We start from the raw sequence: 21657 nt of genomic DNA, 5'->3' as shown, positions 1-21657 counted from the left end.
GATTACTGCCCCGGCACCAGAACCTTGCCCATCAAGTGCGGTTCCTCCGCCTCCAGCGCCGCCGCGATCCGGGCGCGTGCCTGCCGCAGACGCGGCGCATCGGCCAGATCGGCATGCGAGGCCACAAAGACCGGCAAAGGTGCCAGATCGACCACCGGCTCCACGGGCACGAGCTTCGGCGCGGCATTGCCAAGCACCACCGGCAACATCACCCGACCGATGCCGGTTTCCGCCAGCGCCTTGAGCGTCAGGAAACTGTCGGCGGCGGCCACGAAGGTGACTTTGCGCCGCTCCAGCTCCTCGCGCAACTTCTGCGCCGCATGCGAGCGTCCGATTGCGCCCGTCAGCCCGATCCAGCGGTCCGCCGGCACCTCGGTCGAGCGGGCATAGAACCCGAACCGCATCTGCGCCGCCATCTCGCCGTGCAGTTCTTCCGGCAGTTTGAACGTCGGGCGAACCGTCACATCGGCATGCAGCCGCGACAGATCCAGATGCGCGTTGTTCGAGATCAGCTCGAAGGACAGCTCCTTCTCATGCGCCGACAGACGCGCCAGGAGCGGCGGAAGCACCACCTGACAGAAGGTGTCCGTCGATGTCACCCGGATCACCCCCGCAAGCGGCGCCTCGCCCGCCCGCGCCAGACGTTCGACCGCACTCACCGCAGCCTCCACCTCGCGCGCAGCCTCGATCAGCCGCAATTTCTCCGGCGCGATCTCATAGCCGCGCACGGATTTCTCGAACAGTTCGACGCCGAGCCGCTTTTCGATCCCCGCCACGCGCCGCAAGACGGTGGCATGGTTGACCCCCAGCTCACGCGCCGCACCGGATACCGACCCCGTCCGCGCCACGGCGAGCACGAAGCGGTAATCATCCCAATTCGGCCTGTGCATCATTTCAAAACCTCCCCTCCTATACGCACGTATATTAGCATAGGAATGTGAGAAAATGCCTTGAGAGAGATCACATTTGAAGCGATTTTTGCACGGCCCGGTGCAAAATCAGGCCTGCAAAACTGCAGTCCTGTATAGCCGCACCTTGAGCCCGCCATGGGCAATCGGTGCGGAAAGCGGCTCCCAGGGCAGCCCCGTGGCCTGCGCCAGTTGCCCGTCGGAGGTAATCATGCCGACCCGCCAACCGGTGAAACGCTCCCGCATCACCTGCCCGAAGGCGCCGTAAAGCGCGTAGAGATCTTTCTTTTTGCCGATCCTCGCGCCATAGGGCGGGTTGACGATCACCAGACCGGGCTGGCCCTCGGGCCGTTCGACCTCCGAGACCGGTACGGGTTTGAAATGGCACAGATCGGCCACGCCGGCGCGTTCAGCATTGTCGGTCGCCATGCGAACAACATTCACATTGCGATCTGATCCGTAAAACCGCAGAGCCGTTTCGCGTTCCCGCCAGTTCGCTTTGATTTTTTGCACAACCTGCGCATCGAACGGCGCGAGATGCTCGAAGGCAAAGCCACGCGCACGACCGGGCATCCGCCCCCGCGCCCATTCCGCCGCCTCGATCACAAAGGTCCCCGAACCGCACATCGGATCGAGCACCGGTTCACGCCCGTCATAACCGCAGGCCCGCAGAAAGAGCGCCGCCATGGTTTCGCGCATCGGCGCCTTGCCGACACCCGCCTTGTAGCCGCGCTTGTGCAGCGCCTCGCCGGAGGTGTCGACCGACAGGATCACATTGTCATCCTCGATCCGCACCTTGAGCACCACCTCGGCCTCGGCCGACACAGGCGCGCCCAATTCCTCGGTGATCGCGCGCTCGATGCGTTCCTGCGCGGCGCCTGCGTGGTAAATCTTGTTGCGCTTGCCGGTGACGACCTCGACCCGGAACGGCACATCGGGCCTCAGCACCTCACCCCAGGGAAATTTGCGCGCCCGCTTGTCGAGCTGCGCCAGATGAAACGCCCGGAACGTGCCGATCCGCGCCAACACACGCGCAGCCCCCCGCAACACCAGATTGGCCCGCACCACGTCGTCCCAGGTGCCTTCAAAAGTCACGCCCCCGCCCACGGCGACAGGCGACGGAAACCCCGCCTCCACCGCCTCGGCCAGAAGATACGGCTCAAGCCCCGGCTGCGTGCCGAGGAAAATTTCAAATGTTCCCGACACTTACGCCTGACCGAGTTTCTTCAGGCGGTTTTCGCGCAGACGGGCGAAATCGTCGCCCGCATGGTAGGACGACCGCGTCAGCGGCGTGGCGGAGACCATCAGAAAGCCTTTGTTGATCGCGGCTTTTTCGTAGCTTTTGAACTCATCCGGCGTAATGAACTCGGCGACACGATGGTGTTTCGGCGTCGGTTGAAGATACTGACCGATGGTCATGAAGTCGATGTCGGCGGCGCGCATGTCGTCCATGACTTGCAGCACCTCGGGGCGTTTCTCGCCCAGCCCCACCATGATGCCGGATTTGGTGAACATCGTCGGATCAAGCTCCTTCACCCGCTGCAACAGCCGCAGGGAGTGGAAGTAACGCGCACCGGGGCGCACCTCGTGATAGAGGCCCGGCACGGTCTCGAGGTTGTGGTTGAACACGTCGGGCTTGGCCGCGACCACCGTTTCCAGCGCCGAAGGGTCGCATTTCAGGAAATCCGGCGTGAGAATTTCGATGGTGGTCTCCGGCGAGCGTTTGCGGACCGCGCGGATGGTCATCGCGAAATGCTCCGCCCCGCCATCTTCCAGATCGTCGCGGTCCACAGAGGTGATCACAACGTGTTTGAGCCCCAGTTTCTGAACCGCATCGGCCACGCGCCCCGGCTCAAAAACGTCCAACGCATCGGGGCGCCCGGTGGCGACATTGCAGAAGGTACAACCCCGGGTACAAATCTCGCCCATGATCATCATGGTGGCATGGCCCTGCGACCAGCATTCACCCGCGTTCGGACAGCCCGCCTCTTCGCAGACCGTCACGAGTTTATGCTCGCGCATGATCTTGTGCGTGTCCATGTAGCCCTTCGAGGTCGGCGCCTTGACCCGGATCCAGCTCGGCTTCTTCGGCTGAGCATTGTCGGGACGATGCGCCTTTTCGGGGTGACGCTGATCGGGAATCTTGAGATCACGCATGGCGGGGGTCTTTTCCGTTTGGGCTTTTCCGTTTGGACCACGATATAGGCAAGCTGCCTGCAAATGTCTCGCGAAAACCGCGCATCTCGCCCGCATCTCGCCCGCATCTCGCCTGTGCAGCGATTTCTGCTGCAGGCACATTGATAGCTCGTTTAGAATCGCTCTAAAAGATGCGGCATAATGAAGCGCCTCCCTGCACGGAGAAGCGCAAGCTCAAGGAGTTTTCCCATGAAAGCCGGTTACAAACTGCCCGAAGTGACCTTCCACACCCGCGTTCGCGACGACAGCATCGGCGGTCCGAACCCGTTCAAATGGGAGGACAAGACCACCTCCGATTACTTCGCGGGCAAGCGCGTCGTGCTGTTCTCTCTGCCCGGCGCCTTCACGCCGACCTGCTCCACCTACCAGCTTCCGGGCTTTGAAAAAGGCTTCCCGGAGTTCAAGGAACTGGGCATCGACGCGATCTACTGCATGTCCGTGAACGACAGCTTCGTCATGAACAAATGGGCGCAATCTCAAGAACTTGAGAACGTCGGCGTGATCCCGGACGGCTCCGGCGAATTCACCCGCCGCGTCGGCATGCTGGTGCGCAAGGACAACCTCGGCTTCGGCCTGCGCTCCTGGCGCTACGCCGCCGTCGTCAATGACGGTGTGGTCGAAGCCTGGTTCGAAGAGCCGGGTCTGTGCGACAACCATGGCGAAGACCCCTATGGCGTCTCCTCCCCGGAGAACGTGCTGAAGTGGCTCAAAGGCGAAGAAGCGGTCGCCGTCGCCTGATCCTCTCCCGGATCCGATCCTACGAAAGGCCCGCAGGACATCCCTGCGGGCCTTTTCGCATCCGCAGCATCGCGCGATCTCGGAATACCGTCGCATACCGGGAATACCCGGAACGCATGGCTGATACGCGCCTCACGCCCGGCTTTGCGCCTCACACATCAACTCTTCCCCCGCATCCTTCAAAAGCGCCGCCAGCTCGGTGAACCACAGCTTCGCCTCCGTCGACTGCCGCCGCACCAGCGCCACCATGCGCTGAGGTTCGGGATCGGAAAAGCGCAGCACCGCCATCTCCGGGCTCGCCGCCATTTCGGAACAGAGCGCAATCTCCGGCAACAACGTCAGGCCAAAGCCCTGCGCCACCAACCCGCAAAGCGTCGCCAGAGACGAGGCCCCGAGATCGACCGACTGCCGGTTGCGTTTCAGCCCGCAGACCTCAAGTGCCTGATCGGCAAGGCAGTGGCCCTCATCGAGCAACAAAAGGGTGTCCGGCGACAACTCCGTCGGGCGCGGCACCGTGGCCTCGGTCAGCGCCGCGATCCGTGCCTGCGATCCGGCCAGGAGAAACCGGTCGGTAAAAAGCGGCTCGGCCAGCAACCCCTGGATGTCATACGGCAGCGCGATCACCGCCGCATCGAGTTTTCCCGCCGCCACCAGCGCGATCAGCTCCGCCGTCTGCGCCTCCCGCACCCGCATGTCGAGATCGAGCGCCGCCGCCTTGATCCGTGTGAGCGCCCGTGGCAGGAGATAGGGCGCGATGGTCGGGATCACCCCAAGCGCCAGCCGCCCGGTCAGGCCTTTCGAGAGCCGGATTTCCGCCTCCAGATCGCGGGTCATCGCCAGGATCTGCCGTGCCCGGTCCAAAACCACCTGCCCCGCCCGCGTCAGCCTTATGTCCCGCGGCAGCCGTTCGACCAGTTGCGTGCCGAGGCTTGCCTCCATTTCCTTGATCTGCTGCGACAGGGCGGGCTGGGTCACATGCACGGTCTCGGCCGCCTGCGAAAAGCTGCGAGTCTCGGCCAGCGCCACGAAATAGGTCATTTGTCTGAGTGTCAGCATGGCCCCTCCAGTCATTAGAAGAGCTAATATCAAATCACGGAAATTACAATTTCAATTGATCCCATAGCGGCGCTATTCCCGCTTCACCCCGCTGGCTAGGGGGCGCCCAAAGGGTCCTGACCGACCCGATGGGCACGGATCGCAAGGTCCGACTTGAGCAGGACCGCCCCGGATCGGTCCCACCTGAACACCCGGAGGCTTTGAGACCTTCGGGTGCTTTTTTCAGGAGGCGGCAGAGCATTTGCCGGGGCAAAAACCCAGACCTACCGGCCCTCGAAAGTGGGCGAGGGCGTTCGCGCCTTGAAAAGGTCCACTGGACCTTTCAATCTGGCCACAGGCCAGACCGGCCGGGGCTCCGCCCGTAAAACCCTCAAACGCTCCACTGGAGCGTTTGCCGGGGCCATGCCCCGAACCGGATTTTACCCAATCAAATTCGAATACCCCGCCTCGTCGTAATGCTTCTTCAACCGCTGCAACGCGATCCGCAGCACGATCTTGCCCGAGCGCGCCGACCAGCCCATGCGCTTTTCCGCCTGCTCCATACCTTCCAGAAAACAACAACAGCGCAGCGCCACATCGCCAAGCCCCGGCCCGAGATCGCCAAGCGCCGCCGCAACCCGCGCTTTCGCCGCCTCCGACCCGAAACCGTTGACGTCCCCCGTCACCTGCCGTGCCTCAATCAGAAACCGCTCCCAGTTCACACCGCCCGCGCCCATCTGCGCCAGTTCGAAATCCTCGCGCAGCCGCTCCGCCGCCGCCACAAGCTCCGGCGAGAGGAACATCGTGCCATCCTTGTCACGCCGCCGCGCCAGCACCATCACCGGGCTTTCCGCGGCATTGTAGCGAATGCGCTTCGGACGATCCTCCGCCTGCGTTTCATCGCGCAAGGCAAACCCACCCGCCCCGGCATCGAACCGCGTCGGCGCTTCGGCAAAGCCTGCCCGCGCGCTTTCGTCTTCGGCGAGAAACCCGCGCAGCGCCGCGCGCCCCGCCGCCGTGATCGTGTAGCGCGTGATCTTGCCCTTGGCATTGGCCACAATCCAGTCCTTGAGCGCCATCGCCTGCGCAATGGGACGGTCGAGCACCGCCGTGCGCGCTGTGCGCCCGTCCGGTAGATCGCGCACGACCACGGCCTTTTCCATATCCTTGGCCACCGCCAGACAGGCCCCCGGCTCCGACAGGCGACGCAGGATGCGGCGGGCTTCGCGGGCGATGGTCGCGTCATCCGGCGGCGTGGTGCCGGTCGGCTCGGAGAACGGGCTGTGGTCGGTCATGGAGTCCTTGTCCTTGCTGTCCTGAATGTCCGGGGAGGTCTGAAAATGCGGGTGCGCGTGCAACGACGGATCGACCCCGGGCGCGGCCTTCGGTGCAAGACGGCTGAGCGAAGACAGCGCCTCGTCAATCAGCGGGTCGTCCCGCTTCTGTTCGAGCTTGCGCACCTGGCGCAGCACGGTCGAGGGCGCACAGCCGCCGCGCCGCGCAAGTTCACGGATCGTGTCGCCGCTTTCCGTATGCGCCAGATAGCGCTTGGCCTCCTGTGGCACCCATTTCGGAAGCTGCCCCCCGGCTCCGGCGGTTCCTTTCCTAGTTTCCAGCATATTTCCCCCAGCGTTCAGAATAATTGTTTCCATTTTTGATACAGTTAAGATTTGGGCCCCTCACAAAACAGGCAGATATCCACTGGATCTTCACAGGTTATCCCCCGTTTTATCCCGAATCCCGCCTCAACCATGAGTTGCATTGGTTACGCAAAGGTTAACTGTTTCTCGCTCTGCCATTATCGTTTCTTAAATATAAACAATAACGCCACGCACCGCCCTCAATTAGGAAACAATACGCAACACACGCTCAGGTTGTGCAAAGCTCCTTTCATATCGTTTCAACCACGACCCGCCGCCTGACATCGGACATTCCGTCGAACAGGCGCGACACCAACAGGAGACCTGCCATGACCGACGTCACGACCCTGCTTGCCGCCCTGCGCCGCCCCCGCCTTTTGATCCGTGCCGCGCGGTTCGGGCTGGAGCATTACAACCGCAATCGTGACCTCAGGCGTGTGATGCGCAGCGCCACCGCCCCCTCGCCCGCCCGCGCCCTTACCGCGCTGATCGAGGAAGAGGCCCGCATGGAGGACATCCGCCGCTCGGGCGACGCAACCTATAATGTGACGCGCCATGTCGAGGTGCTGATCGCGCTGATGGGCGAGGCCCGGCTTTTGCCGCAGGCGCAACAGGCCGCCTGAGACATCGCCGAGACCTCCCCGTTTCGCAGGCCGCCCGACAGACCCACGCCACGGGTCATCCCTCTGTGCCGCCCCCGTTTCCGCCTCTTCCCGGCCGAAACGGGGGCTTTTTTACACCCGGCCTCCCGCAACATGCCGCACAAAGCGGAAATCCATCTTGCCTGAATCCGTCCGCGCGCATAAAGGCAGGGCATGACCCAGATTTCCCATGACCGCCTCCTCATCATCGACTTTGGTTCTCAGGTGACGCAGCTCATCGCGCGCCGTCTGCGGGAGCTGAATGTCTATTGCGAAATCCACCCCTATCAGAAGGTCACCGAAGAGAGCCTCAAGGAATTTGATCCGCGTGCGATCATCTTCTCCGGCGGACCGGATTCGGTGATGCGCGAGGGCTCGCCCCGCCCGCCGAAAGCGGCCTATGAGCTGGGCGTGCCGATCCTCGGCATCTGCTACGGCCAACAGGTGATGATGCACGATCTGGGCGGTCGTGTCGAAGCGGGCGAACATGCCACCGCCGAATTCGGCCGCGCCTATGTGACCCCGACCAAAGATCACACCGATCTCCTGAACGGCTGGTTCATGGATGCGACCGGCAAGGAACAGGTCTGGATGTCCCACGGCGACCACGTCGCCGAGATCGCGCCGGGCTTTGAGGTCTACGGCACAAGCCCTGGTGCGCCTTTCGCCATCACCGCCGACACCGAGCGCCGTTTTTACGCCGTGCAATTCCACCCGGAAGTGCACCACACGCCCAATGGCGCGACGCTCTACGAGAATTTCATCAAACTTGCGGGCTTCTCCGGCGACTGGACCATGGGCGCGTATCGCGAAGAGATGATCGCGAAAATCCGCGAACAGGTCGGCGACAAGAAAGTCATCTGTGCCCTGTCCGGCGGCGTCGACAGTTCCGTCACCGGCATCCTGCTGCACGAGGCGATCGGCGATCAGCTCACCTGCGTCTTCGTCGATCACGGCCTTCTGCGTCTCGGCGAAGCCGAGCAGGTCGTCAACATGTTCCGCGAGAACTACAACCTCAATCTGATCCATGCCGACGAGAGCGATCTTTTCCTCGGCGCGCTCGAAGGCGTGTCCGACCCGGAAGTGAAGCGCAAAACCATTGGCAAGCTGTTCATCGACGTGTTCCAGAAATACGCCGATCAGATCGAAGGTGCCGAATTCCTCGCGCAAGGTACGCTCTATCCCGACGTGATCGAATCCGTGTCCTTCTCCGGTGGCCCCTCGGTAACGATCAAATCGCACCACAACGTCGGTGGTCTGCCGGAAAAAATGGGCCTCAAACTGGTCGAACCGCTCCGTGAGCTGTTCAAGGACGAGGTCCGCGCGCTGGGTCACGAGCTGGGCCTTCCGGCCTCCTTCATCGGGCGCCACCCCTTCCCCGGCCCGGGTCTTGCGATCCGTTGCCCCGGCGAGATCACCCGTGAGAAACTCGACATCCTGCGCAAAGCGGACGCGGTTTACATCGACCAGATCCGCAAACACGGGCTCTACGACGAGATTTGGCAGGCCTTCGCCGCCATCTTGCCGATGCGCACCGTGGGCGTGATGGGCGACGGGCGCACCTATGACTATGCGCTGGCGCTGCGCGCCGTGACCTCGGTCGATGGCATGACCGCGGATTACTACCCGTTCACCCACGAGTTCCTCTCTGAGACCTCCACCCGGATCATCAACGAGGTCAAAGGCGTGAACCGCGTGTTCTACGACTGCACCTCGAAGCCGCCGGGAACCATCGAGCTGGAATAAGTCCAAGTCTCAACATGCCCTGCTTTGGGGCATGTTCCAGTTTTAAAGCCTATATTGATGTCAGACCCTGCCCATTTTTCCTACGTATTCAACCGCGGCTATGCGTTTCCGTCTCTGGTGTCGTTGTCGTCTTTGCTGCGCCAAAGCCGCAAAGGCTGCGACGTTCTTCTCCTGACCGACTGCGCGGTGCCGCGGTTCAAGGCCGCCTTGGACTGCCTGCGCGAGCGCCATCCCGAATCTCGGATCAACCTCGTCGAAGACCCGACCCTCCCTAGTGCGGATCACCCCCTGGCGCATAAGGTGCGGCTGCAAAACTTCTGGCAGCTGTCTCTCTATAAGATCCTGCCGCGAAAAAGCCTTGCGATCGACGGCGACACTTTGGTGATGGAAGACCCTGCGGAGGCCTATGAAACACCTCTGGGACAACATGCCATCGCCGCCGCACCCGATTATCACTTTCAGGACCTCTATTACCGAAAGCGGTACTACCGGCGCTTCTATCCGTTCGAGCAAAACAAATGGCGCGACATTCCCGCCATCCTTTGTAAGAGCAAACGCGACATTCCCTTGCGCCACTACTGCAACAACGGCATCGTCCTGATCGACATGCCGAAACTGCGCGCTACGGGATGGGCGGACCGTCTTTGCGATCTCGACACCTGCCTGAGCACCAAACTGGAAAAAGGTTGGGAACACAACGATCAGGACTGGGTGAATTTTATGTTCGCCGGACGGATCGCGCCGATGTCGCTCCGGTGGAATTTCCAGATCATGCTGATCGTGCCAAGCCGAACACGCAAACGCTACACACCCCGCCATATGCGCAAAGACTACAAAGACGGCTTTGCCCGCCCCGGCATCCTGCATTTCGCCGGAGATCGGAAACCCTGGCGGGACATGGAGACCGACACGGACCTGAACACTCTGCATCGCGAGGCCTTCCTGCATTGGCGCAAAGAGGCTGAGCGTCTTTCGGAGGAAACAGGGATGGACATCCGCCACCTTTGCAACGACCCTTTGGCTGCTTGACACGTGTATTCATTGCCAAAATAACGCAGGCGTGTCGGGCACAGGGAGGAGACAAGAACCATGGCTGGCAAAGTGATGCTCAGCGGCACCCTGACCTGCGCCGCCCATGAGGTCGACCATGTTCTGGCGCTGATGCCGGAACATATCCGCCTCTCACGCGCCGAACCGGGATGCCTCCAGTTCGAACTCTGGCAGGACGAGGTGCGCCCCACCGAATTCCACGTCACCGAAGTCTTCCGCGACGCGCGCGCCTTCGAGGCCCATCAGGACCGCACCCATGCCTCCGACTGGGGACGTGTCACCCATCACATGCAGCGCGATTTCCGGAAGACCGACGCATGAGTCAGGAGAGCCACCCACTCAAGGCCGCGCTCTGGATGAGTGGCGCACTCGCGGGATTCTCCGCCATGGCCGTCGCCGGGCGCAAACTCGCCGGTCATCTCGATACGTTCGAAATCCTCGGCTACCGCTCGCTCGTGGGGCTCGTGATCGTACTCACCATCGCCGTGGCACAACGCCGTCTCAAGGAATTCCGGCCCAAGGCCATGGGCCTCCACATCGGCCGCAACCTCGGGCATTTCGCCGGTCAGAACCTCTGGCTCTACGCCCTGACCCTCATTCCCATGGCCCAGCTCTTCGCGCTGGAATTCTCCTACCCGATCCTCGTGGGCCTCGGCGCCACGATCTTTCTCGGGGAAAAGATGACACCGACGCGGGCGCTCACCTCCGCCATGGGCTTTGTCGGCATCCTGATCGTCGCCCGGCCCTTCGGCGGTGCGCTTTCCATCGGGTTGATTGCCGCCATGCTCTGTGCCCTCGGTTTCGCCGCCTCGGCGCTGTTCACCAAGCGCCTGACGCTCACCGCCCATGTCACCGTTCTCTCGATCATGTTCTGGATGGTCACGCTGCAACTGATCTTCGGTCTGGTCTGTGCGCTGGCCGACGCCGATGTCGCCCTGCCGCGTCTTCAGGATGTGCCCTGGGTGATGGTCGTTGCCGTCGCCGGACTCGGCGCGCATTTCTGCCTGACCACGGCATTGTCGCTGGCGCCCGCCTCCATTGTCACACCCATCGACTTCCTGCGCCTGCCGATCATCGCGGTCATCGGCATGGCCTTTTACAATGAGAGCATCGACATCTGGGTGTTCATCGGCGCGGCGATCATTTTTTCCGCCAATTACATCAATATCTTGTCCGAAAACCGCCGGATGTCCCGCTTGTCCCGCCCCGCCTGATGCAGAAAAGCCATGGTCGGGCGGTTGCAACCATGACGCGGCGTCAGAATTGCTTGAAATCTTGTCGCAGCTTAGGCTGATTGGACAATAAGAGCGGCAATTCGCTCACCACGACACTTTAAAAAGATCTAAGGAGCGGGCCTCAGTGCCCGTCAGGGATGGAGATCAATGAAAAACACGACACTTCTGGCGGCCTCCGTGGCCGTCGCGGCCATCGGCGCCGCATCCGGGGCACATGCAGGCGGCATGGATCGGTCCCGTCAATCCATCGCACCGCTGTTTGAGACCGGCACCTATGTCGAGCTGAGCTTCGGTTCGGTCAGCCCGGATGTGAGCGGCTATTTCCCGCACCCTCTCTACGGTGACCTCGACGCGGGCGATGTGACGCCGTCCTTCAACATGGTCGCGGGCGCCTTCAAACAGGACCTCAGTCCCAATCTGTCCTTCGCGCTGATCATCGACCAGCCCTTCGGCGCCGATGTCGATTATGGCGCCGGCACCAGCTACCCGATTGCCGGCTCCAACGCGACGGTGAAAACCACGGCGGTGACCGCCGTCCTGCGCTACAAGTTCGATGATCGTTTCTCGGTCTACGGCGGCGTGCGCAACCTGACGTCCGAGGGCGAGGTGTCGCTCTACAATCAGGGCGTCAATTTCTATCAGATGGAGACAACGACCGAGAACGACTGGGGCTATCTCGTCGGCGCCGCCTATGAAATTCCGGACATCGCGCTGCGCGCCAGCCTGACCTACAATTCCGAAATCGACATTGATTTCACCGCAGATGAGCTTTCCGGCCTCGGCGCCAACTCGTCGGCCCTGTCCGTGACCATGCCGAAATCGGTGAACTTCGATTTCCAGACCGGCATCGCGGCCGATACGCTTCTGATGTTCTCGGCACGCTGGGCGGAATGGACCTCCACCACGATTGCCCCGGACGATTACGTCACGATCATCGGCGACAATCTTGTCGACCACGACAACGATACCGTCTCCTACAGCCTCGGCCTTGGCCGTCGTTTCAACGACAAGCTCTCCGGTTCCTTCTCCATCGGCTATGAAAAAGCCTATGGTGGAACCTCCGGAAACCTGTCGCCGACCGACGGCTACAAATCCGTTGCGGCCGGTCTGAAATATCAGATCACCGATCAGACCGCGATTTCCGGTGGCGTCAGCTACGCCTGGATCGGCGACACCACCACTTCGGTGGGCGGCGAGTTCGAAGACAACTCCGCCCTCGGTTTCGGCATCAAGCTGTCGCATCACTTCTGATCCGATCCCATCAATCCATGGAAAGGCCCTGCGATCCCGCGGGGCCTTTTTTGTGGCGGTCCTTGCCCGACAAAAGTCCGACACAAGTCCGACGCTTTTCCGACAGCGGTTTTGAGCCCGTTTGCAGTCCCTTCCGATCAAAAACCGTGATCCGCATTTGCACAAATTCCGGTTTGCCACCGGGGCCCGCTCAGGCGATTTTGCAGCGAACACATAAGGAAAGATCATGGCCCCGCAAAAGACCATCTCCGCCGCCGCATGGGCCGGGCTGTTTGCCATGGGCTTTCTCTGGGGCTGTTCCTTTCTCGCCGTCGCGATCCTCATCCGCGAGCTGCCGATCTACTGGGTCGTGGCGGGCCGGGTCTCCATCGCCGCCGTGGTGCTTTGGGGCTACATCATGCTCAAGGGTCTGCCCGTGCCGAAAATTTCCCAGTATTTATGGCGGTTTATCCTTGTCGGTGCCTTGACCTCCGCGATCCCCTTCCTGCTGATCACATGGGCGCAGCGGCACATCCCCTCCGGCCTTGCGGGCATTCTCAACGCCTCTACCGCGATCTTCGGCGTGCTCTTTGCGGCGCTGATTTTTGCCGATGAAAAACTGGGATGGCGCAAGGGAACCGGTGTGGCGCTCGGCGTGCTGGGCATCGTCGCCGTGATCGGCCCGGAGGCGCTTCAGTCCTTCGACCTGACCTCTCTGGGCCAGCTTGCCATGATCGCCGCAACCATGTCCTACGGGGTCTCGAACTCCGTCGGGCGCATCCTGCTCTCCGACCTGCGCCCCGAGGTGGCCGCCGCCGGCATGCTCTCCGGTGCAGCCCTCATCGCGCTTCCGGTCGCCTTTTTCGTCGCGGGCGCCCCGCCCGTGTCGCTCAAGCCCGAAACCTGGGGCGCGCTGCTCTATCTCTCGGTGATGTCGACCAGCCTCACCTATATCATTTACTACAAGGTGATGGCCGCAGCCGGTGCGGGCAACACCTCGCTCACCACGCTGATCGTCGCACCGGTCTCCATCGCCCTCGGGGCACTGGTGCTGGGCGAGAGCCTGCCACCGCAGGCCTATCTCGGCTTCGGCCTGATCGCGCTCGGGCTTCTGGTGATCGACGGGCGGATTTTGACCCGGCTGCGGGGCAAGGATACGGCTTAGCCCTTGCGAGCGGGCGCGCGCCGTGGCACCACCGAACCCGACCAACAGGGCCCGACAGGAACAGACGGATGACATACGAAACAGGTGCACAGTGGCAGGAGTGCGGGCGCAAGCGGCTCATTCTCTTTGGCATGTCGGGACTCGGCAAGACCGTGATCTCCAACATGCTGCGCGGCACGGGGGAATGGTATCACTACTCGATCGACTACCGCATCGGCACGCGCTACCTCGGCGAAGCCATTGACGACAATCTGAAAAAGGTTGCGATGCGCGAGCCGTTCCTGCGCGAACAATTCCTCTCCGACAGCATCTACATCAAGGCCAACCTGACCTTCGACAACCTCGCACCGGTGTCCTATTTTCTCGGCAAACCCGGCTCCGAAGCCCTGGGTGGCATCCCCATGGCCGAGTTCCGCCGCCGTCAGGCCCTGTTCCGCCGTGCCGAAGAAGCCGCCCTTCTCGACACCGGCCATTTCATCGACCGGGCGCAGGCGCTTTACGGCTATCCGCATTTCGTCTGCGACACCGGCGGCTCGATCTGTGAATGGGTCGATCCCGAGAACGCGCAGGACCCGATCCTCAAGGCGCTCTCCGACGAGGCGCTTCTGGTCTGGATCAAGGGCTCCGAGGCCCATACCGAAGAGTTGATCCGCCGTTTCGACAAGGCGCCGAAGCCGATGGCCTATCAGCCGGAATTTCTGGCTGCGATCTGGGAAGAATATCTCGCCGCAAAAGGCGTCAAGGAAGACGCGGTCAACCCGGACGATTTCATCCGTTACACCTATGCCCGCGCCCTTGCACATCGCCAGCCGCGCTACAAGGCGATGGCCGACAAGTGGGGCATCACGCTCGATTATGAGGACGTCAAACGGATCGAGGGTCCCGACGACTTCTCCGCCCTGATCGCCACGGCGCTTGATAATCGTCCAAAAGAGTCCTAAATCACCTAGCCTTACCCATAAGGAGCGCTCACATGCCCATCACCCTGCCCGAAAACCTTCCCGCCTATGACGTGCTCTCGGCCGAGGGTGTGATGGTCATGGGCGAAGGCCGGGCAGCGACGCAGGAGATTCGGCCGCTCAAGATCGCGCTTCTGAACCTCATGCCGAAGAAAATTCAGACGGAGAACCAATTCGCCCGTCTGATCGGCGCAACCCCGTTGCAGATCGACTTTCACCTGATCCGCATGAGCGAGCATCAGACGAAAAACACCGCCGCCGAGCATATGGAGCAGTTCTACCGCCCCTTCTCCGAGGTCAAAGCTTCCGGCGAGAAATTCGACGGGCTGATCATCACCGGCGCACCGATCGAGCATCTGCCGTTTGAGGCAGTCACCTATTGGGACGAGCTCAAAGAGGTGTTCGAGTGGACCCAGAGCCATGTGTTTTCCACCTTCGGCGTCTGCTGGGGCGGGATGGCGATGATCTATTACTTCCACGGGGTGCAGAAACACATCCTCGATCACAAGGCCTTTGGCCTGTTCCAACAGGAAAACCTCGCCCCAAGCTCGCCCTATCTGCGCGGGTTCTCGGACCTGTGCTACATCCCGGTGAGCCGCTGGACGGAAATGCGTCAGGCGGAGATCGACGCTGTGCCCGGCCTCGTGCCGCTTCTCGGGTCCGACGAGACAGGGCCGTGCCTCGTGCAGGACCCGGATCACCGCGCGCTCTATATCTTCAACCATTTCGAATATGACACGGGCACATTGTACGAGGAATATCAACGGGATGTGGATGCGGGCAAAGAAATCATCCTGCCGCAGCACTATTTCCCGAACGACAATCCCTCGCTGCGCCCGATGAACCGCTGGCGCTCGCACGCGCATCTTCTCTATGGCAACTGGATCAACGCGATCTATCAGGACACGCCCTACAAACTGGAAGAGATCGGGCTCTGACATGCGCAGTCGCGCGCCCGCTCCGCTCGAAATGCCGCTGCGGCGCGGGCCGATGCGGGCGCTCAAAACCCGGCGCAAGGGCGATCTGATCGAAACGCCTTCGGGCGCGGCGATCCATGTCGAGAGCTATGGCCCGCCCGAATCCACCCCCGTCGTTCTGATCCATGGCGCGTCGGGGTCGACTTATGACATGAATTTCGCCCTTGCCCCGGCCCTGGCACAGGACCACCGCGTCTATGTCGTGGACCGTCCCGGCTATGGTCACAGCTCCCGGATGCGCGACGAAAGCCTTGCCGCTCAGGCGCGTGTCCTGCGCGACGCCATTGCCATTGTGGAGCCGCGCACGCCGGTCGTTCTGGGCCAGTCCTACGGCGGCGCCGTCGCCTTGCGGTGGGCGCTCGATGCGCCCGGCACGCTTGCGGCCCTCGTGCTTGTCTCCTCCCCGTCCCATGACTGGGAAACCGGCCATCCGCTGCTGCACCGCACGCTGGCCGCGCCCGTTCTCGGCTGGTGGGCGGCGGAGCTGATTTCGCTCACCGTGCCGGAGTTCATCGTCGAACAGCGTCTGGCCGAGGTCTTCGCCCCCGATCCGGTGCCCGACGGCTATGCCGAGCATTTCCAGCCGCGCAAGTCGATCCACCCGCCCCGGCACCGGATGAACGCCCGCCAACGCATCGCGCTGCGTGACGAGATCAGGGCCATGGTGCCGCGCTACGATACGCTCACCCTGCCGATCGAGAGTATCCACGGCACGGCGGATGTCATCGTCCCAGACAGCGTGCATGCTCTGGCGCTTGCCGCGCGCCTGCCCTCGAACCGCCTCACGCGGCTCGAAGGCATCGGCCATATGCCGCATCACGCCGCGACAGAGGCGGTGGTCGCCGCCGTCGCGCGCGCCACGTCACGGGCTGCCGCACGTTGCAACCGGGGCTGAAAAACCCCATAGTGTTAAAGAGATTAACACGGAAAGCCACGCGCCATGCCCGACAAATCCCCTGATCTGCCCTTTGGCGGGGCCATTTCCCGCTATTTCGAAAAGGACGCGCCGAAATCCATCCGCAAGGCGGTCGAAGACGGCGGCAAGAAGGAAATCCTCTCGCCCTCCTTCCCCTATGAAACCTGGATGAAGAAGGCCGAGTACGAGGCGGAGATCGAGGCGCTGCAACTCGAACTGGTCAAGATGCTTTCTGATGTGCGCGAGACCGGCAAGCGCATCGTCGTGGTCTTCGAAGGCCGCGACGCGGCGGGCAAGGGCGGCACGATCAAACGCTTTCGCGAGAATTTGAACCCGCGTTCGGCACGGATCGTGGCCCTGTCGAAACCGACCGAGCGCGAGGCCGGGCAATGGTATTTCCAGCGCTACATCGACCACCTGCCGACGGCGGGGGAAGTCGTCTTGTTCGACCGCTCATGGTACAACCGCGCCGTGGTCGAAAAGGTCTTCGGCTTTTGCAGCGATGAGCAGCGCGAGAAATTTTTCCACCAACTCCCCGAGTTCGAGGAGATGCTGGTCTCCGAAGGAATCCAGCTTTTCAAGATCTGGCTCAATGTCGGGCGCGCCGAACAGCTCCGGCGGTTTCTGGCGCGCGAGAGCGATCCGCTGAAACAATGGAAACTGTCCTCGATCGACGTCGAGGGGCTGAAACGCTGGGACGAGTATACGAAAGCGATTTCCGAGACCATGGAGCGCAGCCACACGCTGATCGCGCCCTGGACGGTGATCCGCTCCGACGACAAATACCGCGCGCGGCTGAATGCGATCCGCTCGGTGCTTTCGAAAATCGACTACAAGGGCAAGAACGCCAGAAATCTCGGCGAGATCGACCCGAAGGTCGTTGACGGACCGAAGCTTCTGATCACCGGCGACGCAGACGAATAAGCGGGGCGATTGAGCGGTGAGCAAACGCGGCTATCATCACGGCAACCTGAAGCAGGCCCTCATCGACGCGGCCTTGCAGTTGATCGAGGAAAAGGGCCCGACCGGGTTCACTCTCTCGGAAGCCGCGAAAACCGCGGGCGTGACCCCCGCTGCGGTCTATCGCCATTTCGAGGGACGTGAGGATCTGATCGCGGAGATTGCGTTGCAGGGCTTCGAGGTGTTCGCCGACCTGCTCAACTACGCTTACGACACCGGCCAGCCCTCGGCGCTGGCGTCCTTCGAGGCGGTCGGGCGCGCCTATCTGGCCTTTGCCCGCAAATACCCCGGCCATTACATAGCGATGTTCGAAAGCGGCATCTCCATGCAACGCTCGCCCGAGCTTTACGCCGTGGCGAACCGCGCGCTTGGCGTGTTGGAACGCGCCGCCGATCAGCTTGCGCAGCAAATCCCCGAAGGCAAACGCCCGCCGCCGCAGATGTTTGCCGCCCATGTCTGGGCCATGGCGCATGGGGTGGTCGAGCTTTTCGCGCGCGGCACCCCCGGCGCGCGCGTCCCTTTCCCGCCCGAAGACCTTTTGGAAACCGGAATCGGGATATACTTGCGTGGATTGGGGCTCATTCCACAGGATACGTAAACCCCGCAAAGGAGGCATATGTCTGGTTTCACACGCAGAACCCTGATTGCTGGCGGCGCGGCGGCACTTGCCTGCCCCTCCCTGCTTTGGGCCAGAGACAAGACTGAGACCCGGAGCTACGGCGCGGATGTGCTCGACATTTTCCGCGCCCCCGCGTTGCGCGGGGCGGTGATTTACATCCATGGCGGGGCATGGCGGGCCGGATCGCGCAAGGCGGTCGATGCCAAACCGGCATGGATCAACGCGATGAACCTCGATTTCGTCTCCATCGACTATCCGATGTTGCCGAAAACCCCGGTGACCGGTCAGATCAGGGCAGTGCGGCAGGCAATCGACTGGTGCTTCGCCCATGTCGCCAAACCAGATCGCACGATTGTCATGGGCCATTCGGCGGGGGCGCATCTCGCCGCCATGGCGACGCTCACCGGATGGGAGCCACGCCCGGCGGGCGTCATCGTCAACGACAGCGGCGCGGTCGACCTGATCACATTGGCGCGTGTCAATGAAGGCCACCTGCCCTTCGGAACCGCGAGCGCGTTCAAGGACCGCGCGCAATGGGGAGCACTCTCCCCCGCCTACAACCTCGCCAAGACCCTGCCGCCCATTCTGGCAATCTGGTCGGGGGCGCGGGGCCACGGGCTGGCGATGTCGAATTTCGTCACTGTGGCACGTTCCAGAGGCGCGAATGTCAGCCTGTTCGACGGATCGGCCTACCGCCATGCCGAGGTGAACCGCACGCTCGGCACGGGCAAGATCCCCGATCTGGAACGCGCAGTGACAGGGTTCGTGACCAAGGCGCTGCGACGGTAAGTTACTGATCCGCCCCGAACACCACCAGCGCCCCCGGCGACCAGCTCACGCGGGCCGAGGCACCGACGTCCAGAACATCCCGGCCGAAAATGTTGCGCATCGAAATGCGCACCGGCTTTTCGACGCCTTCGAAACGCACGTCATAATAGGTCATGTCACCGTAATAGACGACCTCCTCGACCTTGGCGGGGGCTTCGCGGTGGGTGGCGGTCTGACCTTCGTAGAGGATGGTCAGGGTTTCAGGCCGAAAGCCCACGGTCGCCTCGCCCAAGGGCACGCCTGCGGGGCATTGCCCCTCGGTGATCTCCGCCTCGCCGAGCCCCGCGACCGAGGCAATATATGTGCCGTTCTCTTCGCTCACTGTGGCAGGAAGGAAGTTCATCACCCCGATGAAATCCGCCACGCGTTTCGATTTCGGACGGCGATAGAGCACTTCCGGGTCGTCGCATTGCACGATTTCGCCCTCAAACATGACGGCGATCCGATCAGACATCACCAGTGCCTCTTCCTGATCGTGGGTCACGAGGATGAAGGTGATACCCACCTCGCGTTGCAGCTTGATCAGCTCCACCTGCATCTGCTCGCGCATCTTGCGGTCGAGCGCGGAGAGCGGTTCGTCGAGAAGCAGAACCTTGGGTTTCAGCACAAGCGCGCGGGCCAGAGCCACCCGTTGACGTTGCCCTCCGGACAAAGCATGCGCCGCGCGGTGGCCGTAGCCCTTGAGGCCGACCATCTCCAAAGCGTCCTCGGCAGCTTTGGTTTTCTCCGCTTTCGACATCGGCGATTTGCGCAGACCGAAGGCGACGTTCTGCAACACGGTGAGGTGCGGGAAGATCGCGTAGCTCTGGAACACCATGTTCGTGGGGCGCTTGTTGGCCGGAACCCCGCGCATGTCACGCCCGGAGATCAGCACGTAACCGCTGTCGTAATCCTCGAACCCCGCGATGGTGCGCAACAGCGTGGTCTTGCCACAGCCCGAGGGGCCGAGGAGCGAAAAGAATTCGCCCGTGCCGATCTCAAGGTTGATGCCCCTGAGCGCATGGTAGTCGCCGTAGTGCTTTTCCACGTTCTGAAGCGTGATCAGCGCGGGGCCTGTCGGTTTTTTCTTGATGGTCATTAGAGGAAGCCCCCGGTGTCTTTGAGCCCGGCGCGTTTGGCGCCACGGCGGCGGAAGAATTCTGCGATGACGATGAGCAGCACGGAGAGCACGACGAGGATCGTGCCAAGCGCCATGACCGCCGGAAGAAGTTTCGGAAAGCGCATCATCGAGAACAGGTAGACCGGCAGGGTCGGCTCAGCCCCTGTGAGGAAGAAGGCGATGATGAACTCATCCATCGAGATGGTGAAGGAAATCAGAAGCGCGGAGATGATCCCCGGCATGACGAGCGGCAATGTCACCAGACGGAAGGTCGAGGCGGGCGTCTCCCCCAGATCATAGGCCGCCTCTTCGAGCGAGGGATCGAGCGAGGCGAAAGCCGATTGCAGGATGGCGATGGCAAAGGGCGTACAGATCAGCGTATGCCCCGCAATCACCGACCAGGCGCCGGTGTTGAACCCCATCCGCAGGATCACGATCAGAAGCGACACCGCGACAATGATCTCCGGCAGTACCAGAGGCAGCATGATAAAGCCCATGATGCCCTTTTGCCCCGGAAAGGTATAACGCGTCGCCGCCATGGCCGCGAAAATCCCGAGGATCGTGGCGAGCACGGCCGAGGTCAGTGCGATCTTGAGCGAGTTCAACAGCGCGCCGTGCATTTCGGTCAGCGTCAGGAGCGTGGTGAACCATTCGGTCGTGAAGCTCGTGAGCGGAAACGCGATGACCGTCGAGCTGTTGAAGGCGAAGAGCGGCAGCAGAAAGATCGGCGCGTAGAGGAAGATCAGATAGAGGATGGCGTAGGTCTTGAGCGATTTCATTTCCGGCGCCCTCCTTTGTTCCCGCCTGCGGCCTTGTTGCCCAGGAGCATGAAGGCGATGGCGATCACCGCGACGATGAGCATGGCGAGCACCGCCAAAGTGGCCCCCAGAGGCGCGTTGTTGAGGCGCAGGAACTGGGTCTGGATCATGTTGGCGATCATCAGACCACCCGGACCGCCGACAAGGCGCGGGGTCACATAGTCACCGATGGTCGGGATAAAGACAATCAGCACGGCGGCAACCACGCCGGGCGCGGCCAGCGGCAGGGTGACGCGCAGGAAGGTCATCGTGCGGCTTTCACCGAGATCGCGGGAGGCCTCCAGAAGCGAGCGGTCGATCTTTTCGAGCGCCACGAAGATCGGCAGGATCGCAAAGGGCGCATAGGCATGGGCCAGTGTGATCACCACGGCATTGACGTTGTAGAGGATGAAACTCATCGGCTCCTCGATCACGCCCACGGCCAGAAGCCCGGAGTTCAGCACGCCGTTGTAACCAAGGATCACTTTCCACAGGAACACACGGATCAGATAGGAGGTCCAAAACGGGATGGTGATCAGGAAAATCCACAGGGATTTATGCTCGGGTTTGACCCCGAAGGACACGAAATAGGCAATCGGGAAGGCCAGAACCACGGTGATCGTCGTCACCAGCCCCGACACCATCAGCGAGCGCAGCATGAGCTGACGATAGAGCGGATCGGTCAGGGCCTCTTTATAATTGGCGAGCGTGAACGTGGTGTCGAAATCGCGTACGCCCGTCTGGGTCCAAAACGAAATCACGACAATCGCCACCAGAGGCACCGCCAGCAGCAAAAGCGCATAAAGGGCGGTCGGTGACACGAGCATCACGCCAACCCCCTGCTCCGAACGGAAGAACCGCCGTATCTTGTCACCGAATGTCATGCCCTCTTCCCCTGGACCCACCTGTGAGAACCGC

22 protein-coding genes are annotated in these 21657 nt (G+C 62.0%); 14 read left to right on the top strand and 8 right to left on the bottom strand.

The features are described from left to right. Positions 1-2 precede the first annotated feature (2 nt). The 3 genes from NH195_RS07150 to lipA form a co-directional block, all read right to left on the bottom strand. The gene (locus tag NH195_RS07150; RefSeq protein ID WP_066705005.1) at positions 3-893 is read right to left on the bottom strand and encodes a LysR family transcriptional regulator; all 891 of its coding nucleotides are present in this window, start codon (positions 891-893) and stop codon (positions 3-5) included. Between the two features lie 105 nt (positions 894-998). Then, positions 999-2114: a THUMP domain-containing class I SAM-dependent RNA methyltransferase gene (locus tag NH195_RS07145; protein WP_066705003.1), complete on the bottom strand. Its 1116-nt coding sequence runs from the start codon at positions 2112-2114 to the stop codon at positions 999-1001. After that, complete coding sequence (lipA, locus tag NH195_RS07140) at positions 2115-3065, bottom strand: lipoyl synthase (protein WP_066705002.1); 951 nt, start codon at positions 3063-3065, stop codon at positions 2115-2117. A gap of 228 nt (positions 3066-3293) precedes the next feature. Here lipA and NH195_RS07135 point away from each other — a divergent pair, with 228 nt between their 5' ends. Next, positions 3294-3842 (top strand): peroxiredoxin, encoded by a 549-nt coding sequence (locus tag NH195_RS07135; protein ID WP_066705000.1) that lies wholly within the window; start codon positions 3294-3296, stop codon positions 3840-3842. A gap of 132 nt (positions 3843-3974) precedes the next feature. Here the strand turns inward: NH195_RS07135 and NH195_RS07130 are convergent, their stop codons facing one another. Further along, positions 3975-4898, bottom strand: a complete 924-nt coding sequence (locus tag NH195_RS07130) for a hydrogen peroxide-inducible genes activator (RefSeq protein ID WP_066704998.1) — start codon at positions 4896-4898, stop codon at positions 3975-3977. Between the two features lie 419 nt (positions 4899-5317). Continuing rightward, positions 5318-6496, bottom strand: coding sequence for a DUF6456 domain-containing protein (locus NH195_RS07125; RefSeq protein ID WP_066704996.1), 1179 nt, complete (start codon positions 6494-6496; stop codon positions 5318-5320). Positions 6497-6846: 350 nt separating this feature from the next. On the opposite strand from NH195_RS07125, the gene NH195_RS07120 reads away from it, so the two are divergent. The 13 genes from NH195_RS07120 to NH195_RS07060 all read left to right on the top strand — a co-directional run bounded on the left by NH195_RS07120 (position 6847) and on the right by NH195_RS07060 (position 18804). Beyond that, positions 6847-7140 carry a DUF6477 family protein gene (locus tag NH195_RS07120; protein WP_066704995.1) on the top strand — a complete coding sequence of 98 codons (294 nt, stop codon included), beginning with the start codon at positions 6847-6849 and terminating at the stop codon, positions 7138-7140. A 192-nt stretch (positions 7141-7332) separates the two neighbouring features. Next, complete coding sequence (gene guaA / locus NH195_RS07115; protein ID WP_066704993.1) at positions 7333-8904, top strand: glutamine-hydrolyzing GMP synthase; 1572 nt, start codon at positions 7333-7335, stop codon at positions 8902-8904. A gap of 57 nt (positions 8905-8961) precedes the next feature. After that, a complete protein-coding gene (locus tag NH195_RS07110) occupies positions 8962-9933 on the top strand; it encodes a glycosyltransferase family 8 protein (RefSeq protein WP_066704992.1) in 972 nt (323 codons plus the stop codon). Positions 9934-9993: 60 nt separating this feature from the next. Then, the gene (locus tag NH195_RS07105; RefSeq protein WP_066704990.1) at positions 9994-10275 is read left to right on the top strand and encodes a putative quinol monooxygenase; all 282 of its coding nucleotides are present in this window, start codon (positions 9994-9996) and stop codon (positions 10273-10275) included. Continuing rightward, positions 10272-11168: a DMT family transporter gene (locus NH195_RS07100; protein ID WP_066704988.1), complete on the top strand. Its 897-nt coding sequence runs from the start codon at positions 10272-10274 to the stop codon at positions 11166-11168. Before NH195_RS07105 ends, NH195_RS07100 begins: the two co-directional genes overlap by 4 nt. A gap of 168 nt (positions 11169-11336) precedes the next feature. Continuing rightward, complete coding sequence (locus NH195_RS07095) at positions 11337-12440, top strand: OmpP1/FadL family transporter (RefSeq protein WP_066704986.1); 1104 nt, start codon at positions 11337-11339, stop codon at positions 12438-12440. A 226-nt stretch (positions 12441-12666) separates the two neighbouring features. Further along, the gene (locus tag NH195_RS07090) at positions 12667-13584 is read left to right on the top strand and encodes a DMT family transporter (RefSeq protein WP_066704984.1); all 918 of its coding nucleotides are present in this window, start codon (positions 12667-12669) and stop codon (positions 13582-13584) included. Between the two features lie 68 nt (positions 13585-13652). Then, positions 13653-14525: an ATPase gene (locus NH195_RS07085; protein WP_066704982.1), complete on the top strand. Its 873-nt coding sequence runs from the start codon at positions 13653-13655 to the stop codon at positions 14523-14525. A gap of 32 nt (positions 14526-14557) precedes the next feature. Continuing rightward, positions 14558-15481, top strand: a complete 924-nt coding sequence (locus tag NH195_RS07080) for a homoserine O-succinyltransferase (RefSeq protein WP_066704980.1) — start codon at positions 14558-14560, stop codon at positions 15479-15481. A gap of 1 nt (position 15482) precedes the next feature. Continuing rightward, entirely contained in the window at positions 15483-16415 is a 933-nt protein-coding gene (locus NH195_RS07075; protein ID WP_066704979.1) for an alpha/beta fold hydrolase, read from the top strand. Between the two features lie 45 nt (positions 16416-16460). Continuing rightward, positions 16461-17360 carry a polyphosphate kinase 2 gene (ppk2, locus tag NH195_RS07070; protein WP_066704978.1) on the top strand — a complete coding sequence of 300 codons (900 nt, stop codon included), beginning with the start codon at positions 16461-16463 and terminating at the stop codon, positions 17358-17360. Between the two features lie 16 nt (positions 17361-17376). Beyond that, on the top strand, positions 17377-17994 hold the full coding sequence (locus NH195_RS07065) for a TetR/AcrR family transcriptional regulator (protein ID WP_066704974.1): 618 nt from the start codon (positions 17377-17379) through the stop codon (positions 17992-17994). A gap of 18 nt (positions 17995-18012) precedes the next feature. Then, a complete protein-coding gene (locus tag NH195_RS07060) occupies positions 18013-18804 on the top strand; it encodes an alpha/beta hydrolase (protein WP_066704972.1) in 792 nt (263 codons plus the stop codon). Between the two features lies 1 nt (position 18805). Here the strand turns inward: NH195_RS07060 and NH195_RS07055 are convergent, their stop codons facing one another. The 3 genes from NH195_RS07055 to NH195_RS07045 are packed head-to-tail and all read right to left on the bottom strand — an operon-like array spanning position 18806 to position 21623. Further along, positions 18806-19921: an ABC transporter ATP-binding protein gene (locus NH195_RS07055; protein ID WP_066704970.1), complete on the bottom strand. Its 1116-nt coding sequence runs from the start codon at positions 19919-19921 to the stop codon at positions 18806-18808. Then, complete coding sequence (locus tag NH195_RS07050) at positions 19921-20721, bottom strand: ABC transporter permease (protein WP_066704968.1); 801 nt, start codon at positions 20719-20721, stop codon at positions 19921-19923. The genes NH195_RS07055 and NH195_RS07050 overlap by 1 nt, the downstream gene beginning before the upstream one ends. Beyond that, positions 20718-21623, bottom strand: a complete 906-nt coding sequence (locus tag NH195_RS07045) for an ABC transporter permease (protein WP_066704967.1) — start codon at positions 21621-21623, stop codon at positions 20718-20720. The genes NH195_RS07050 and NH195_RS07045 overlap by 4 nt, the downstream gene beginning before the upstream one ends. Positions 21624-21657 lie beyond the last annotated feature (34 nt).

Source organism: Celeribacter ethanolicus, from assembly GCF_001550095.1.
Lineage (GTDB): Bacteria > Pseudomonadota > Alphaproteobacteria > Rhodobacterales > Rhodobacteraceae > Celeribacter > Celeribacter ethanolicus.
The sequence above is the reverse complement of the archived record's forward strand: the minus strand, read 5'-3'. Positions and strand labels throughout refer to the sequence as shown.

Bases quoted from the DNA above. Each gene is read 5' to 3' on its own strand.
- NH195_RS07150 (WP_066705005.1), bottom strand. From the start codon at position 893: ATGATGCACAGGCCGAATTGGGATGATTACCGCTTCGTGCTCGCCGTG.
- lipA (WP_066705002.1), bottom strand. From the start codon at position 3,065: ATGCGTGATCTCAAGATTCCCGATCAGCGTCACCCCGAAAAGGCGCAT.
- NH195_RS07135 (WP_066705000.1), top strand. From the start codon at position 3,294: ATGAAAGCCGGTTACAAACTGCCCGAAGTGACCTTCCACACCCGCGTT.
- NH195_RS07130 (WP_066704998.1), bottom strand. From the start codon at position 4,898: ATGCTGACACTCAGACAAATGACCTATTTCGTGGCGCTGGCCGAGACT.
- NH195_RS07125 (WP_066704996.1), bottom strand. From the start codon at position 6,496: ATGCTGGAAACTAGGAAAGGAACCGCCGGAGCCGGGGGGCAGCTTCCG.
- NH195_RS07120 (WP_066704995.1), top strand. From the start codon at position 6,847: ATGACCGACGTCACGACCCTGCTTGCCGCCCTGCGCCGCCCCCGCCTT.
- guaA (WP_066704993.1), top strand. From the start codon at position 7,333: ATGACCCAGATTTCCCATGACCGCCTCCTCATCATCGACTTTGGTTCT.
- NH195_RS07110 (WP_066704992.1), top strand. From the start codon at position 8,962: ATGTCAGACCCTGCCCATTTTTCCTACGTATTCAACCGCGGCTATGCG.
- NH195_RS07105 (WP_066704990.1), top strand. From the start codon at position 9,994: ATGGCTGGCAAAGTGATGCTCAGCGGCACCCTGACCTGCGCCGCCCAT.
- NH195_RS07100 (WP_066704988.1), top strand. From the start codon at position 10,272: ATGAGTCAGGAGAGCCACCCACTCAAGGCCGCGCTCTGGATGAGTGGC.
- NH195_RS07095 (WP_066704986.1), top strand. From the start codon at position 11,337: ATGAAAAACACGACACTTCTGGCGGCCTCCGTGGCCGTCGCGGCCATC.
- NH195_RS07090 (WP_066704984.1), top strand. From the start codon at position 12,667: ATGGCCCCGCAAAAGACCATCTCCGCCGCCGCATGGGCCGGGCTGTTT.
- NH195_RS07085 (WP_066704982.1), top strand. From the start codon at position 13,653: ATGACATACGAAACAGGTGCACAGTGGCAGGAGTGCGGGCGCAAGCGG.
- NH195_RS07080 (WP_066704980.1), top strand. From the start codon at position 14,558: ATGCCCATCACCCTGCCCGAAAACCTTCCCGCCTATGACGTGCTCTCG.
- NH195_RS07075 (WP_066704979.1), top strand. From the start codon at position 15,483: ATGCGCAGTCGCGCGCCCGCTCCGCTCGAAATGCCGCTGCGGCGCGGG.
- ppk2 (WP_066704978.1), top strand. From the start codon at position 16,461: ATGCCCGACAAATCCCCTGATCTGCCCTTTGGCGGGGCCATTTCCCGC.
- NH195_RS07060 (WP_066704972.1), top strand. From the start codon at position 18,013: ATGTCTGGTTTCACACGCAGAACCCTGATTGCTGGCGGCGCGGCGGCA.
- NH195_RS07055 (WP_066704970.1), bottom strand. From the start codon at position 19,921: ATGACCATCAAGAAAAAACCGACAGGCCCCGCGCTGATCACGCTTCAG.
- NH195_RS07050 (WP_066704968.1), bottom strand. From the start codon at position 20,721: ATGAAATCGCTCAAGACCTACGCCATCCTCTATCTGATCTTCCTCTAC.
- NH195_RS07045 (WP_066704967.1), bottom strand. From the start codon at position 21,623: ATGACATTCGGTGACAAGATACGGCGGTTCTTCCGTTCGGAGCAGGGG.